We start from the raw sequence: 16,383 nt of genomic DNA on the forward strand, positions 1-16,383 counted from the left end.
CGGCCCGCTCGGCCCGCTCGGCCCGCTCGGCCCGCTCGGTCCGCGCATCTCCGCGTGTCCCGGTCAGACGGCCGCGAGCGCCGTCTCGATGACGTCCAGTCCCTCGTTGAGCAGGTCCTCGCCGATCACCAGCGGAGGCAGGAAGCGGAGCACGTTGCCGTAGGTGCCGCAGGTGAGCACGAGGACGCTCTCGGCGTGGCAGGCCCTGGCGAGCGCGCCGGCGGCCCCGGCGTCGGGCTCCTTGGTGGCGCGGTCCTTGACCAGCTCGATCGCGATCATGGCACCCCGGCCTCGGATGTCGCCGATGACGTCGAACTTCTCCGCCATCGCGGAGAGGCGCCGCTTCATGACCTCCTCGATGCGCCTGGCCTTGCCGTTGAGGTCCTGCTCGCGCATGGTCTCGATGGCGCCGAGCGCACCGGCGCAGGCGACCGGGTTGCCGCCGTAGGTGCCGCCGAGGCCACCCGCGTGCGCGGCGTCCATGATCTCGGCGCGGCCGGTGACGGCGGACAGCGGCAGGCCGCCGGCGATGCCCTTGGCGGTGGTGATCAGGTCCGGGACGATGCCCTCGTCCTCGCAGGCGAACCACTGGCCGGTGCGGCAGAAGCCGGACTGGATCTCGTCCGCGACGAAGACGATGCCGTTGTCCCGGGCGAACCGCGCGACCGCCGGGAGGAAGCCCTTCGCCGGCTCGATGAAGCCGCCCTCGCCGAGGACCGGCTCGATGATGATCGCGGCGACGTTGTCCGGGCCGATCTGCTTGGTGATCTGGTCGACGGCCTGGGCGGCGGCCTCGGGGCCGCAGTTGTCCGGGCCGGTGGGCCAGCGGTAGCCGTAGGCGACCGGGACGCGGTACACCTCGGGGGCGAACGGGCCGAAGCCGTTCTTGTACGGCATGTTCTTCGCGGTCAGCGCCATGGTGAGGTTGGTGCGGCCGTGGTAGCCGTGGTCGAAGACGACGACGGCCTGGCGCTTGGTGTACGCACGCGCGATCTTGACGGCGTTCTCGACGGCCTCGGCGCCCGAGTTGAACAGCGCCGACTTCTTGGCGTGGTCGCCCGGGGTGAGTTCGGCCAGGGCCTCGCAGACCTCGACGTAGCCCTCGTAGGGCGTGACCATGAAACAGGTGTGGGTGAAGTCCGCGAGCTGTGCGGAGGCACGGCGTACGACGGCCTCGGCGGAGGCGCCCACGGTGGTCACGGCGATACCGGACCCGAAGTCGATCAGGCGGTTGCCGTCGACGTCCTCGATGATGCCGCCGTCGGCACGCGCGGTGAACACCGGCAGCACGGAGCCCACGCCGCCCGCGACCGCGGAGAGGCGGCGGGCCTGCAGCTCCTGCGACTTGGGGCCGGGGATGGCGGTGACGACGCGGCGCTCCTGCGGAATTGCGCTCATGAGGGCTCCTGGGGGGTGTTTCCGGACGCACTTCTTCCTTCCTCGCAGGCTAGGTCCGGTCCGGCAGGTCCGGCATGCTCCGTTCGGTAGTGATGGGGGCGTGTCCTTGTCCGCGGCGGACATAGGGCGCGGAGGGTGCGGCGGGGCGGGCCCGGCCCGCCGACCGGGGCGTGCCGCGGGGCCGCGACCGCCGTACTCGGCCGCCGTTCGCGGCCGCGCCGGGCCGCGCCTCCTCCCGCGGGCCCCGGCGGGGTGGCGGCCGCGGCCGCCACCCCACTCCCGCCACCCCACTCCCGCCACCGGCCGTACTCGCCGCGCCGGATCGCTGAACTCCCCGTCGGCGGGCACTAGATTGACGGTGGCACAGACGCGCGGGCCTGGCTGGTCAGGGGGCAGGGGTTCATGGAGATGGAAGGCACCTACGACGCACGCGGAGCCCGACCGGGCGGCACCGGCAGCGCGCGGCCCGTCCCGCGTCCCGCGGGCCCGCCGCCGATGCCGCCCGCCGTCCCGCCGGTCCCGGCCCACGCCCCGGCGGCGACCGGCACCTCACTCGCCGACTGGCTGCGCACCCCGCGGCCCGAGGCCGACCCGGGCGTCTGGCGGCTGGGACACCGGCCGCGGCCGGAGGAGGAGCCGGAGCCGGTCCCGGCCGGAAGGCTCTTCGCGGGGGCGCTCATCGCCCTGCTCGCCGGCTGGCTGCTGTGGTCACTGCTCTGGAACGGCTATCTCGGCCGCTACTGGCTCTGGCCGCTGCTCGTCCTCACCCCTGACTCCTGGCGGGCCGACCCGCCGCTGTGGGCCATGGTGAGCTACGCGTACTACGCCCTCGTCGGCGGCGGACTGCTCTTCCTGTTCGCCAGGATCGGCCATGTGCCGGAGATCTGGCGCCGGTACCGGCATTCCCGGAAGAAGGACGCTCCCGTCCCCCCGCCCCCGCCGGAGGACGACCCCGCGGACTGGCCCGACCTGCGCGCCGCCGGGCTGGGCGACACGGCCCGCACCCTGGCCGAGGCGACCCGCACGGGATCGCTCGGCGACGTCGACTACGCGCGGATCCGCCGCGCCTGGCAGGGAGTGCAGACCAGGCCCGAGCGGTTGGCGGCCTTCGCGGACGTGGTCCGCGCCGAGGGCGCGGCGGCCTGCGCCCATCCCTCCGGGGTACGGGATCTGCCGGTGCGCGCCGCCGTACACGACCTCGCCACCAGCCAGGTCAGGATCGGCACCGCCGCCGACCACCCCCGCAACCCCTACGCCCGCCGCACCACGGGCGTCGCCCTCGAACCCGCACTGCTCGGCACCTCGCTGCTCGCCGTCGGGCCGTCCGGGTCGGGCAAGACGGTGCGGCTGATGCGTCCCGTCGTGGAGTCCATGTGCCTGCAGGCCCTCGCGAACCGCGCAGCGGTCGTGGCCGTCACCGCGCACGGCACGGCGCTCGCCCCCGACGACGCCTTCGACCTGGTCGTCTCCCCCGGCCGGCCCGACTCCACCCACGACCTGGACCTGTACGGCGGCAGTGACGACCCCGACGAGGCCGCGCGCGTCCTCGCCGAGGCGCTCGTCGGGGACCTGACGGCCGACGGCCGGCGGGCCGCCACCGCGCTCGCGCAGCTCATCGGGCCGTACCGCGGCGTCCACGGCCACTTCCCGGCCGTACCCGAACTGCGCGACCTCCTCGGTGGCGCGCCCGGCGCGCTGGACGGGCTGCGTACCGCACTGCAGGCCGCGGGCGCGACGGCGCAGCTGCGGGAACTCGACGCGCGGGCCCGGCAGTCCCAGCGCGCCGACGACGTCGGGGCGCTGCTCGCGGATCGGATCGCCTTCCTCGACCGGCCCGCGTTCGCCGGGTTCTTCCGCACCGCAGAGCCCGGCCGGCAGTTCTCGCCGCGGGCCGTCGAGCACCCGCTGCGGGTCCGGATCGACCTCCCGGAACGCGGCCACGCCGAGGCGTCACGGATCATCGCCCGGCTGGTGCTGGCCCAGTTCACCGAGGCCGTGCTCAGCCGCTCGGACCGTTCGCTGTTCGCCTGCCTGGTGCTGGACGACGCCACCCACACGGTCACGCCCGACTCGGTCCGGGCGGTGCAGCGGCTGCGTTCCGCGCACGCGGGGGTGGTGCTGGCGCTGCGCACCCTGGAGGACGTGCCGGAACCGCTGCGCGGGCCGCTGCTGGGCGCGGTCGGCTGCCGGATGGCGTTCGCCGGGCTCGGGCCGTGGGACGGCGGCCGGTTCGCCGAGTCCTGGGGCAAGGAGTGGGTGCAGACCAGGGACGTGACCAACCGGCAGATCATCTCCGACGAGCCGCTGACCAAGGCGCTGCACTTCGTGCGCCGGGTCGTGACGGGGCGGGCCGCGACGGCCGAGGCGGTGACGGTCCGCGAGGTCGAGCGGGAGCGCTGGTCGGCCTCCGAGCTGGCGCACTCCGTGCCGGCCGGGCACGCGGTGCTCTCCCTGGCGTCGGTGCGCGGCGGGCACACCCCTCCGCTCCTGGTGGACCTGAGGAACTGAGCAGCGCATCCGTACGCGGTGGCAGAATCGACGTACGCCGTTCATACGGGACGGCGAAACAGACCGAGTAGCACTCGTCCTCTCCCGAAAGCCCGCGGTCCCATGCCGGTCACCCTCGCGTCCCTCGTCCAGCACTCCGCGCTCAAGCTGACCGTCCGCGCGGGGGAGGACCGCCTGGACACCCCCGTGCGCTGGGTGCACGCCAGCGAGCTGGCGGACCCCGTGCCCTACATGGAGGGGGGCGAACTGCTGCTCGTCACCGCGATGACGCTCGACGCCGCCGACGGGGAGGCGATGCGGCGCTATGTGCGGCGGCTCGCGGGAGCGGGCGTCGCGGGACTGGGCTTCGCCGTCGGGGTGAACTACGACGACATCCCCGGCGCTCTTCTGGAAGCGGCCGAGGCCGAGGACTTCCCCCTGCTCGAGGTGCCGCGGCGCACGCCGTTCCTGGCCATCAGCAAGGCGGTGTCGGCGGCGATCGCCGCCGACCAGTACCGGGCCGTCACCGCGGGCTTCGAGGCCCAGCGGGAGCTGACCCGCGCGGCGCTCGCCGAGGGCCCCGCGGCCCTGCTCGCCCGGCTCGCCTCGTACGTCGACGGCTGGGCCGCGCTCTACGACACCTCCGGCGCCGTCGTCGCCGCCGCCCCCGACTGGGCCGTCCGGCGCGCCGCCCGGCTCACGGGGGACGTGGAGCGCCTGCGCGAGCGCCCCGCGCCCGCCAGCGCGGTCGTCGGCGGGACGGAGGACCGCGTCGAACTGCAGTCCCTGGGCACCGGGCGGCGGGTCAGGGGTGCCCTGGCGGTCGGTACGGGCGCGCCGCTCGGCACCGCCGAGCGCTACGCCGTGCACTCCGCGGTGGCCCTGCTGACCCTGACGACGGAACGGTCGCGCTCGCTGCAGGCCGCGGAGCAGCGGCTGGGGGCGGCGGTGCTGAGGATGATGCTCTCCGGCCAGCCGGACCCCGCCAGAACGGTCGCCGGGGATCTCTACGGCGGACTCCTGGACGCTCCGTTCCGGCTGCTCATCGCCGAACCGGGCGGGGAACCGGACCCGGGGGCCGAACACCCCGCGCACGCCCTCGCCGAGGCGCTGGAGTCCGCCGCCTCCCGGGCGGCTGAGTCCGTGCTGACCGTGTGGGAGAGCGACGACCGGCTCGTCGTCCTCGCCGCCGACGGGGGAGCGGTCGCGCTCGCCTGCGAGCCCTACACCGAACGCGAGACGGAGGAGGCGGGGGTCGTCGTCGGCATGTCGGCGTCGGCGGGTCCGGTCTCGGCGGCCGCCGCGTACAAGCAGGCCGAGCAGGCGCTCTCCGTCGCCCGCAGGCGGGGCCGGGCGCTCGTCGAGCACGAGGAGCTCGCGGCGGGCTCCGTGCTGCCGCTGCTCGCCGACGACGCGGTGCGCGCCTTCGCCGACGGGATGCTGCGAGCCCTGCGGGAGCACGACGCGACCGGCCGCGGCGACCTCGTGGCCTCCCTGCGCGCCTGGCTTTCCCGCCACGGCCAGTGGGACGCGGCCGCTGCCGATCTGGGCGTCCACCGCCACACCCTTCGTTACCGCATGCGGCGCGTCGAGGAGATCCTCGGCCGCTCGCTGGACGATCCGGACGTGCGGATGGAACTCTGGCTGGCTCTCAAGGCGACCGAGGCCCCGTTGCCGGCCCCGGCCCCGACGTCGGGGCCGGGGCCGGTTCCGAACCCGGCTTCGGAACGGGGCCCTCTGCCGTGATCGCGACAGGGTCCGTTTCCGGTCCCGTCCCCGGTCCGTTTCCGGTCCCGGTCCCGGTCCCGGTCCCGGTCCCGGTCCCGGTCCCGGCCCGTTTCCGGTCCCGTCCCGGTCTCGGTCCCGTCCCCGGTCCGTTTCCGGTCCCGCCGCGGCCGTGAGAGGGGCCCGTCCCCGCACGGGCCAGGCGTCGGCTACGTCGTGTGGGGTTCCACGTACCTCGGCATCCGCGTGGTGGTGGAGACCATGCCGCCGTTCCCGTCGGCCGGTGCGCGCTTCGTCACCGCCTGCCTGTTCCCGGCCGTGACATCGCCCGGCGGCAGGGTCCGTCCGCGCTCCGCGCCACCCCCGCCCCGTCGCTCTCGGGCTGCTGCTGCTCCCGGACGGCAGCGGACTGGTCGTCCCGGCCGAGCCCGCCGTCCGGTCGGGACGCACCGTACCCCTCGTTCCGCTGGTCCTCGGGGGCGGCCGGCCTGGCCCATCGCCGTCGGCGGCGCGGTCGTCGCGCCCGGCGTCTGACCGATCGCCGGTACCGAACGCCGCCGCTGACAACCGACGGAGCCCGCGCAGCCGGGAGGGCGGCGACCGGACACCTCGTACCCGCCGAAGCGGCACGAAGTCGCCCCCCGCGCACCCTGAACACGGCAGGGCGGTCCGCTCGGCCACTCCACTCCACTCCACGCCGCAGGAGCAGGGCGGCGTCGTCCCCCGCGCACCCGCCAAAGCGGCAGGGCGGTTCGGCCGACCACTCCACGCCGGACAACCCGCGATCCGGCTCCGCCGCCCTACCGTGTGAGAAGAGGCAACCCAACTACTTCGGAAGGGCCGGGACCCCCAATATGACTTCCACCCACGCCTTCTGGCTCGCCGGCCGCCAGGCCACCGGCGAGGCGACCTTCGACGTGACCTCCCCCTGGGACGGCCGCCTCGTCGGCACGGTCGCCGTCCCGACCGACGCCCAGGTCGAGGAGGCCGTCGCCGCGGCCCACGCCGTCGTGGACGAGTTCGCCGCGACCCCGGCCCACGTGCGCGCCGCCGCCCTCGACCATGTGTCGAAGCGCCTCGTCGAGCGCACCGAGGAGATCGCCCAGCTGATCTCGGCCGAGAACGGCAAGCCCGTCAAGTGGGCCCGCGGCGAGGTCGGCCGCGCTGTCTCCGTCTTCCGCTTCGCCGCCGAGGAGGCCCGCCGCTTCAACGGCGGCGACGCCCAGCGTCTCGACACGGACCTCGGCGGCCAGGGACGCCTCGCCCTCACCCGCCGCTTCCCCAAGGGTGTCGTCCTCGGCATCGCGCCGTTCAACTTCCCGCTGAACCTCTGCGCCCACAAGATCGCGCCGGCCATCGCCGTCGGAGCGCCGATCATCCTGAAGCCCGCTCCCGCCACCCCGCTGTCCGGTCTGGTCCTCGGCGAGCTGCTCGCCGAGACCGAACTGCCCGTCGGCTCCTGGTCGGTGCTTCCGGTCCCGAACGACAGGATGCCCGCCCTGGTCCAGGACGAGCGCCTCCCGGTCATCTCCTTCACGGGCTCCGACAAGGTCGGTTACGCGATCATGGACTCGGTGCCGCGCAAGCACTGCACCCTGGAGCTCGGCGGCAACGGCGCGGCCGTCGTCCTCGCCGACTTCGCCTCCGAGGAGGACCTGGACTGGGCGGCGACCCGGATCGCCACCTTCTCCAACTACCAGGGCGGCCAGTCCTGCATCTCGGTGCAGCGGGTGATCGCCGACACCTCGGTGTACGAGCGGCTGCTGCCGAAGATCGTCGCGGCGGTCGAGGCGCAGCACACGGGTGACCCCGCCGACCCGTCCACCGACGTCGGCCCGCTGGTCAGCGAGGACGCGGCCAAGCGTGTCGAGTCCTGGGTCGACGAGGCCGTCGAGGCCGGCGCCCGGCTCCACACCGGCGGCAAGCGCGACGGCGCCTCCTACGCACCCACCGTGCTCACCGGCGTGCCCGCGCACACGACGCTCGCCGGCGAGGAGGTCTTCGGGCCGGTCCTCACGGTGCAGAAAGTCGACGGCGAGGCCGAGGCCTTCGCGGCGGTGAACGACTCCAAGTACGGCCTGCAGGCGGGTGTGTTCACGCACGACCTGCAAACCGCCTTCCGCGCCCATCGGGCGCTGGAGGTCGGTGGCGTGGTCGTCGGCGACGTCCCGTCCTACCGTGCCGACCAGATGCCCTACGGCGGTGCCAAGCAGTCCGGAGTGGGCCGCGAGGGCGTGAGGTTCGCGATGGACGACTACACCTACGAGCGGGTGCTGGTCCTCACCGGACTCGCCCTGTAGTACGTCCCGGACCGGCACCGCCGTGTCCGGGAGCAGACGGCCGGAGCCCACTGTGCGGGGGTTCCGGCCGTCCCCCTTTCCCCCTTCCTCCCTGTTTCCCCTGTTTCCCCTGTTTCCCCTGTTTCTCTTTGCCTCCCTTCCCTCATCCCGTCCGTTCGCCCCGCCCCCCCCCGATCCCCCCGTTCGCCCGGTTCCCCCGTCCCGCCCGACCGGCGAAGACGGCCGGATCAGGGGGTCGATATGGGCGGCGCGAGACCGGGGCGCGGCGGTGGAAGCCGCGGTGCGGGGCCGCGGCGGTGCGTTCGTGGTAGGGGGGCTCGGATCCACCCGGCTGCCCCGCAGGACTGGTGAGGCGGTCGGTATTCGGGTAGATACGGACGAGTAGCACCGGTCGGTAGTCCCCGGTCCGGCCGCCCTCCGACAGCGGCGAGGTGAGTTCCTCATGTCCGCACCATCCACTCCCCAGGACGCCCCGAAGGCCACTGTGTCCCCAGAGACCACAGGGGCACCAAAGGTCACCGAGCGCGAGGCACGACAGGTCGCCGAGGCCGCGCGTGAGCAGGGCTGGCGCAAGCCCAGCTTCGCCAAGGAGCTGTTCCTCGGCCGTTTCCGGCTCGACCTGATCCATCCCCATCCGCTGCCGGCCTCCGAGGACGTGCAGCGCGGCGAGGAGTTCCTCGCCAAACTGCGCGACTTCTGCGAGACGAACATCGACGGCGCGCTCATCGAGCGCGAGGCCCGGATACCGGACGAGGTGATCGAGGGTCTCAAGGAACTCGGCGCCCTCGGCATGAAGATCGACACCAAGTACGGCGGTCTCGGCCTCACCCAGGTGTACTACAACAAGGCCCTGGCCCTGGTCGGCTCGGTGAGCCCCGCCATCGGCGCGCTGCTGTCCGCGCACCAGTCGATCGGCGTACCGCAGCCGCTGAAGATCTTCGGCACCCAGGAGCAGAAGGAGACGTTCCTGCCGCGCCTGGCCCGCACCGACATCTCGGCGTTCCTGCTCACCGAGCCCGACGTGGGCTCCGACCCGGCGCGCCTGGCCACCACGGCCGTGCCCGACGGCGACGACTACGTGCTCGACGGCGTGAAGCTGTGGACGACCAACGGCGTCGTCGCCGACCTCCTCGTCGTCATGGCCCGCGTCCCCAGGTCCGAGGACCACCGGGGAGGCATCACCGCCTTCGTCGTCGAGGCGGGCGCCGAGGGCATCACGGTCGAGAACCGCAACGCCTTCATGGGCCTGCGCGGCATCGAGAACGGGGTGACCCGCTTCCACCGGGTCCGGGTGCCCGCGGCGAACCGCATCGGCCCCGAGGGCGCCGGGCTGAAGATCGCCCTGACCACACTGAACACCGGCCGCCTGGCGCTGCCCGCGATGTGCGTCGGCTCCGGCAAGTGGTGCCTGAAGATCGCCCGCGAGTGGTCCGCCGTCCGCGAGCAGTGGGGCAGGCCGGTCGCGGGACATGAGGCCGTCGGCGCGAAGATCTCCTTCATCGCTGCCACCACCTTCGCCATGGAGGCCGTCGTCGACCTCGCGTCCCAGATGGCCGACGAGGACCGCAACGACATCCGCATCGAGGCGGCCCTGGCCAAGCTCTACGGCTCCGAGATGTCCTGTCTCATCGCCGACGAACTGGTCCAGATCCGCGGCGGACGGGGCTTCGAGACCGCGGAGTCCCTGGCCGCCCGCGGCGAACGGGCCGTTCCCGCCGAACAGTTGCTGCGCGACCTGCGCATCAACCGCATCTTCGAAGGCTCCACCGAGATCATGCACCTGCTGATCGCGCGCGAGGCGGTGGACGCACACCTCTCCGTGGCCGGCGACATCATCGATCCCGACAAGTCCTTCGGCGACAAGGCCAGGGCGGGCGCGGCGGCCACCGCGTTCTACGCCCGCTGGCTGCCCAGACTGGTCGCGGGCCCCGGCCAGCTGCCCCGCTCCTACGCGGAGTTCCACCCCTGCGGGCACACGGACCTCTCCACCCATCTGCGGTACGTGGAGCGCACCTCGCGCCGGCTCGCCCGCTCCACCTTCTACGCCATGTCCCGCTGGCAGGGCCGGATGGAGACCAAACAGGGCTTCCTCGGCCGCGTCGTCGACATCGGAGCCGAGCTGTTCGCGATGAGCGCCGCCTGTGTGCGGGCCGAACTCCTGCGCAGGACCGGGGAGCACGGCCGGGAGGCCTACCGGCTGGCGGACGCCTTCTGCCGGCAGTCCCGCATCCGGGTCGAGGAGCTCTTCGGGCGGCTGTGGACCAACACCGACGACCTCGACAGGTCGGTGGTGAAGGACGTTCTCGCCGGCTCGTACACCTGGCTCGAGGAGGGCGTCCTCGACCCGAGCGGCGACGGCCCCTGGATCGCGGACGCGTCCCCCGGCCCGTCGGCGCGGGAGAACGTCCACCGCCCGTTCCGCTGACCGGCCCCGGTGCGGGGCCCCGCCGGGAGGCGGCGCCCCGCACCCGCGGTCCGCGGGGACGCGCTGTCGGGACCGGCGGGGACTGCGGCCACAATGGGGGCATGAGCGACAGCCCAGCCCCCCTCGCCGATCCGCACATCGCCTTCGACCCGTCCGAAGGCCGCCGGGACATCGTCGTCCTCGGCTCCACCGGGTCCATCGGCACGCAGGCCATCGACCTGGTCCTGCGCAATCCCGACCGCTTCCGCGTCACCGCGCTCGCCGCCTCCGGAGGGCGGGCCGCCCTGCTCGCCGAGCAGGCCCACCGGCTGCGGGTCCGCTCGGTCGCCGTCGCCCGCGAGGACGCCCTCCCCGCGCTCCGGGAAGCCCTGGACGCGCGGTACGGAACGGGCGAGCCGCTCCCCGAGATCCTGGCCGGGCCCGACGCGGCGACCCTGCTCGCCGCCTCCGAGTGCCACACCGTACTCAACGGCATCACCGGATCCATCGGCCTCGCTCCCACCCTCGCCGCGCTCCGGGCCGGCCGCACCCTCGCGCTGGCCAACAAGGAGTCGCTGATCGTCGGCGGTCCGCTGGTCAGGGAACTCGCGAAGCCCGGCCAGATCATCCCCGTCGACTCCGAGCACGCGGCGCTGTTCCAGGCCCTGGCCGCCGGCACACGCGCCGATGTGCGCAGACTCGTCGTCACCGCGTCCGGCGGCCCGTTCCGCGGCCGCTCCCGGGCCGAGCTGTCCCGGGTCACCCCCGAGGACGCCCTCGCCCACCCCACCTGGGCGATGGGGCCGGTGATCACGGTCAACAGCGCCACCCTGGTCAACAAGGGCCTGGAGGTCATCGAGGCGCACCTCCTCTACGACATCCCGTTCGACCGCATCGAGGTCGTGGTCCACCCCCAGTCCTACGTTCACTCGATGGTGGAGTTCACCGACGGCTCCACGCTCGCCCAGGCCACCCCGCCGGACATGCGCGGTCCCATCGCCATCGGCATCGGCTGGCCCGGGCGGGTGCCGGACGCCTCACCCGCCTTCGACTGGTCGACCGCCTCCACCTGGGAGTTCTTCCCGCTCGACGCCGAGGCCTTCCCGTCCGTGGCCCTGGCCCGGCACGTGGGGGAGCTGGGCGGCACCGCCCCGGCGGTGTTCAACGCCGCGAACGAGGAATGCGTCGACGCGTTCCTCGCGGGACGGCTGCCGTTCAACGGAATCATGGATACGGTCACTGCAGTCGTCGGCGAGCACGGCACCCCCCGCGGGGGAACCTCGCTGACGGTCCAGGACGTCCTGGAGGCGGAGACCTGGGCGCGCGCCCGCGCCCGGGAACTGGCCGCACCGGCGGAGAAGGCGACAGCGGAGGCTCGCGCATGACGATTCTGTTGACGGTCCTCGGCATAGTGCTCTTCGCCGTCGGGCTGCTCTTCTCCATTGCCTGGCACGAGCTCGGACATCTCTCCACCGCCAAGCTCTTCGGCATCCGCGTGCCCCAGTACATGGTCGGATTCGGCCCCACGATCTGGTCGCGTCACAAGGGCGAGACCGAGTACGGGATCAAGGCGATCCCGGCCGGCGGCTACATCCGTATGATCGGGATGTTCCCGCCCGGCCCGGACGGGCGGATCGAGGCCCGCTCCACCTCGCCCTGGCGGGGCATGATCGAGGACGCCCGCACGGCGGCCTTCGAGGAGCTCAGGCCGGGCGACGAGACCCGGCTCTTCTACACGCGCAAGCCGTGGAAGCGCGTCATCGTGATGTTCGCGGGCCCCTTCATGAACCTGGTGCTCGCCGTCGCGATCTTCCTCGGCGTCGCGATGTCGTTCGGCTTCGCCACCCAGACCACCCAGGTCGCCGGCGTGCAGCAGTGCGTCATCCCGCAGAGCGAGGAACGCAGCACCTGCACGTCCACGGACCCCGAATCGCCGGCGGCGGCCGCGGGACTGCTCAAGGGCGACCGGATCGTCGCCTTCGACGGGGTGCCGGTCAGCGACTGGAGCGAACTGTCCAACCGCATCCGCGAGACCATCGGCCCCGCCGCCATCACCGTCGAACGCGGCGGTGAGGAGAAGGTCCTCCAGGCCACCCTGCTGAAGAACATGGTCGCCAAGAAGGACGCGGACGGCCAGGTCGTCCCCGGCGAGTTCGTGCCGGCCGGCTACCTCGGCTTCGCGGCGCGGACGGAGATCGTCCCCCAGACCTTCGGGCAGTCCATGGACCGCATGGGCGACATGTTCGAGAACGGCGTCCAGGCGATCGTCTCGCTCCCCGCGAAGGTGCCCGACCTGTGGGCGGCGGCCTTCAACGACGGAGAGCGCAAGGACGACTCCCCGGTCGGCGTGGTCGGGGCGGCCCGGATCAGCGGCGAGGTGCTCAACCTCGACGCCCCCACCCAGAACATCGTCGCCACGTTCCTGATGCTGCTGGCCGGCTTCAACCTCTCGCTCTTCCTGTTCAACATGCTGCCGCTGCTGCCCCTGGACGGCGGGCACATCGCGGGAGCGCTCTGGGAGTCCCTGCGGCGCAACCTCGCCCGGCTCTTCCGCCGACCCGATCCGGGTCCTTTCGACGTGGCGAAGCTGATGCCGGTGGCCTATGTGGTCGCGGGGATCTTCATCTGCTTCACGTTGCTCGTGCTGGTGGCGGACATCGTCAACCCGGTGAAGATCACGTAGGGACTGCCGGCGGCTCCCCGGCGGTTTCGGGGGCCGGGCCGAGCCGAACGAGGCGTGCCCCGGGTGACACGGCGCGGACCCCGCCGGGCCCGCGCCGGAACCGCCGGGCCCGCGCCGGACTCCCCGCGCCCGCGCCGGAACCGCCGGGCCCGCGCCGGACTCCGCCGCGCCTGTGTCCGGAACCGGCCCGCCCCGCGCGTGGGACCTCGGCGTTCCGCCCGGTCCGAGCCGGGGCCGGAACCGGTTCGCGGGCGTCCGGCCGGCTCGTGGCCCGTGTCCGGGACCCGCTCGGAACCGCTGCGCCTCAGCGTGGTCTCGCCGGCAACCGGCCCGGCCCGCGTGGGGGCCCCGGCGTGGGCCCGAGCCCGTCCCCGGCCCGGCCCGCGCCGGGCCCGCGTCCGCCCCTGTCCGGCCCCCGCCCGGACCCCGCCGGGACCGGGCGGACCGCGCCCGGGCGCCGTGTGGCGTCCGGCCGCGTCCCTTCGGGTGGTTCGCCGCCGCGGTGTGCCGGGCCCCGGGCCCGTGCCGTAATCTCGAAGGCTGGAGCCCGCCCTCTCAGGGCCTCGATCCACACCTTGGGGTTGCACAGCAGATGACCGCGATTTCTCTCGGAATGCCGTCCGTTCCGACCAAGCTCGCCGACCGAAGGGTCAGCCGCAGGATCCAGGTCGGCTCGGTCGCCGTCGGCGGCGACGCGCCCGTCTCGGTGCAGTCGATGACGACGACGCGGACCTCCGACGTCGGTGCCACGCTGCAGCAGATCGCCGAGCTGACCGCGTCGGGCTGCCAGATCGTCCGCGTCGCGTGCCCCACGCAGGACGACGCCGACGCGCTCCCCACCATCGCCCGGAAGTCGCAGATCCCGGTGATCGCGGACATCCACTTCCAGCCGAAGTACGTCTTCGCGGCCATCGACGCGGGCTGTGCCGCGGTCCGCGTCAACCCCGGCAACATCAAGCAGTTCGACGACAAGGTCAAGGAGATCGCCAAGGCGGCCGGGGACGCCGGCACACCCATCCGGATCGGTGTGAACGCGGGCTCGCTCGACCGCCGGCTGCTCCAGAAGTACGGCAAGGCCACCCCCGAGGCACTCGTCGAGTCGGCGCTGTGGGAGGCCTCGCTCTTCGAGGAGCACGGCTTCCGCGACATCAAGATCTCGGTCAAGCACAACGACCCGGTCGTCATGGTCAACGCCTACCGCCAGCTGGCCGCCCGGTGCGACTACCCGCTCCACCTCGGCGTGACCGAGGCCGGCCCGGCCTTCCAGGGCACCATCAAGTCCGCCGTCGCCTTCGGCGCACTGCTCAGCGAGGGCATCGGCGACACCATCAGGGTGTCGCTGTCCGCTCCCCCGGCCGAGGAGGTCAAGGTCGGCATCCAGATCCTGGAGTCGCTCAACCTGCGCCAGCGCCGGCTGGAGATCGTCTCCTGCCCGTCCTGCGGCCGCGCCCAGGTCGACGTCTACAAGCTGGCCGACCAGGTCACCGCGGGCCTCGAGGGCATGGAGGTGCCCCTGCGCGTCGCCGTCATGGGCTGCGTGGTCAACGGCCCGGGCGAGGCCCGCGAGGCCGACCTCGGTGTCGCCTCCGGCAACGGCAAGGGCCAGATCTTCGTCAAGGGCGAGGTCATCAAGACGGTGCCCGAGTCGAAGATCGTCGAGACCCTGATCGAGGAGGCGCTGAAGATCGCCGAGCAGATGGAGAAGGACGGCGCGGCCTCCGGCGAGCCCGAGGTCTCCGTCGGCTGACAACCCGCCCGAGGGCCGGTCCGCGCGGGCGGCCCGGCCCTTTCCCGTGAGGGGCTTGGACCGGGGTATGCAGGTAAAGTGCACAGACCGGCAGGCCGTACACCACCAGGGACGTGCGCAGGGCCGGGCCGACCGAGCGGCACCTGTCGTTGCCCGCAAGGAGTGATGGAGGGCCCTCTCGTGTTGACGCAGACGACCAGCCGGGTCCTCGGCCCCGACGACCTCGGGGCCGCCCTCGCGGTCCTGGAGAGCGAGCCCGTCGCCAACGCGTTCGTCACCGCCCGCGTCCAGGTCGCCGGACTCGACCCCTGGCGCCTCGGCGGCGAGATGTGGGGCTGGTACGAGGGCGGCCGGCTGCGCTCGCTCTGCTACTCCGGCGCCAACCTGGTCCCCATCTGCGCCACCCCCGAGGCCGTCCGGGCCTTCGCCGACCGCGCCCGCAGGGCCGGGCGCCGCTGCTCGTCCGTCGTCGGCCCGGCGGAGGCCACCGCCCTGCTGTGGAAGCTGCTGGAGCCGGGTTGGGGCCCGGCCCGCGAAGTCCGCGCCCACCAGCCGCTCATGGTCACCGAGTCCGTCCCCCCGGACATCGAGCCCGATCCGTGTGTGCGGCGCATCGGCAAGGACGAGATGGAGGTGATCATGCCCGCCTGCGTGGCGATGTTCACCGAGGAGGTCGGCGTCTCCCCGATGGCCGGCGACGGCGGGCTGCTCTACCAGGCCCGGATCGCCGAACTCGTCGGCACGGGCCGCTCCTTCGCGCGGGTCGACGACGGCAAGGTCGTCTTCAAGGCCGAGATCGGCGCAGCCACCCCGCTGGCCTGCCAGGTTCAGGGCGTCTGGGTCGCCCCCGAGTACCGCGGGCGGGGACTGTCCGAGACCGGGATGGCCGCCGTGATCCGCTACGCCCTCGCCGATGTCGCACCGGTCGTCAGCCTGTACGTGAACGACTACAACACCGCGGCCCGCGCGGCGTACCGCAGGGTGGGGTTCCGCGAGGTCGGTGCGTTCATGAGCGTGCTGTTCTGAGCGGTCGGCGGAGAAGTAGGGTTCCCGCATGGAACACGAGATCGAGGTGGCGCCGGTCAACCTCGCGGCGCGCGTGGACGACGCCCTCTCCGTGCAGGCCCTCGCCTTCGGCCTGACCGAGGAGGAGGTCGGGATCCGCCGCCACATCGTGCTCCGGCACCTGCTCTGCCCCGGCGCCCACGCCCTCGGCGCGACGACCCCCGGGGGCCGTCTGGTGGGCTTCGTGTACGGGATGCCGAACGACCGCACCCACTGGTGGTCCACGGTCGTGGAGCCCTACCTGCGCGGCAACGGCGCCGACGACTGGCTGGACGACTCCTTCGTGATCACCGAACTCCATGTCCACCCCGCCTACCAGGGACGCGGCATCGGCCGGCGGCTGATCACCACCATCACCGACGGCGCCGCGCAGTCCCGCTCCATCCTGTCCGCGATCGACACGGAGAGCCCGGCCCGCGGGCTGTACCGCGCCCTCGGCTACCGGGACCTCGCCCGCCGGGTCCTCTTCCCCAGCGCCCCGAAGCCCTACGCGGTGATGGGGGCCCCGCTGCCGCTGCTGCGCGGCGCCTGAGCGCCCTGCCGTGGGCACGGCCGCCGCTCCATCCCGAGCAGT

Annotated in this window: 10 protein-coding genes; 9 read left to right on the top strand and 1 reads right to left on the bottom strand. The window is 73.3% G+C overall.

Translation table 11 applies throughout. The features are described from left to right. Window positions 1-63: 63 nt before the first annotated feature. Entirely contained in the window at window positions 64-1,398 is a 1,335-nt protein-coding gene (gabT, locus tag DDQ41_RS23890; protein ID WP_109296315.1) for a 4-aminobutyrate--2-oxoglutarate transaminase, read from the bottom strand. Between the two features lie 408 nt (window positions 1,399-1,806). On the opposite strand from gabT, the gene DDQ41_RS23895 reads away from it, so the two are divergent. The 9 genes from DDQ41_RS23895 to DDQ41_RS23940 all read left to right on the top strand — a co-directional run bounded on the left by DDQ41_RS23895 (window position 1,807) and on the right by DDQ41_RS23940 (window position 16,341). After that, window positions 1,807-3,906 carry a type IV secretory system conjugative DNA transfer family protein gene (locus DDQ41_RS23895; RefSeq protein ID WP_109296316.1) on the top strand — a complete coding sequence of 700 codons (2,100 nt, stop codon included), beginning with the start codon at window positions 1,807-1,809 and terminating at the stop codon, window positions 3,904-3,906. A 102-nt stretch (window positions 3,907-4,008) separates the two neighbouring features. Further along, complete coding sequence (locus DDQ41_RS23900; protein ID WP_109296317.1) at window positions 4,009-5,631, top strand: PucR family transcriptional regulator; 1,623 nt, start codon at window positions 4,009-4,011, stop codon at window positions 5,629-5,631. An 833-nt stretch (window positions 5,632-6,464) separates the two neighbouring features. Further along, window positions 6,465-7,910, top strand: a complete 1,446-nt coding sequence (locus DDQ41_RS23910) for an aldehyde dehydrogenase family protein (protein WP_109296318.1) — start codon at window positions 6,465-6,467, stop codon at window positions 7,908-7,910. Window positions 7,911-8,352: 442 nt separating this feature from the next. Beyond that, complete coding sequence (locus tag DDQ41_RS23915; RefSeq protein ID WP_109296319.1) at window positions 8,353-10,335, top strand: acyl-CoA dehydrogenase family protein; 1,983 nt, start codon at window positions 8,353-8,355, stop codon at window positions 10,333-10,335. Window positions 10,336-10,436: 101 nt separating this feature from the next. Then, window positions 10,437-11,699 (top strand): 1-deoxy-D-xylulose-5-phosphate reductoisomerase, encoded by a 1,263-nt coding sequence (gene dxr / locus DDQ41_RS23920; RefSeq protein WP_109296320.1) that lies wholly within the window; start codon window positions 10,437-10,439, stop codon window positions 11,697-11,699. Beyond that, window positions 11,696-12,997 (top strand): M50 family metallopeptidase, encoded by a 1,302-nt coding sequence (locus DDQ41_RS23925; RefSeq protein ID WP_109296321.1) that lies wholly within the window; start codon window positions 11,696-11,698, stop codon window positions 12,995-12,997. The genes dxr and DDQ41_RS23925 overlap by 4 nt, the downstream gene beginning before the upstream one ends. Before the next feature lie 592 nt (window positions 12,998-13,589). Continuing rightward, window positions 13,590-14,744, top strand: coding sequence for a flavodoxin-dependent (E)-4-hydroxy-3-methylbut-2-enyl-diphosphate synthase (ispG, locus tag DDQ41_RS23930; protein WP_109296322.1), 1,155 nt, complete (start codon window positions 13,590-13,592; stop codon window positions 14,742-14,744). Window positions 14,745-14,924: 180 nt separating this feature from the next. After that, window positions 14,925-15,770, top strand: coding sequence for a GNAT family N-acetyltransferase (locus DDQ41_RS23935; RefSeq protein ID WP_109297912.1), 846 nt, complete (start codon window positions 14,925-14,927; stop codon window positions 15,768-15,770). 28 nt (window positions 15,771-15,798) lie between these two features. Then, window positions 15,799-16,341, top strand: coding sequence for a GNAT family N-acetyltransferase (locus DDQ41_RS23940; protein ID WP_109296323.1), 543 nt, complete (start codon window positions 15,799-15,801; stop codon window positions 16,339-16,341). Window positions 16,342-16,383 lie beyond the last annotated feature (42 nt).

It is taken from the genome of Streptomyces spongiicola, assembly GCF_003122365.1.
Lineage (GTDB): Bacteria > Actinomycetota > Actinomycetes > Streptomycetales > Streptomycetaceae > Streptomyces > Streptomyces spongiicola.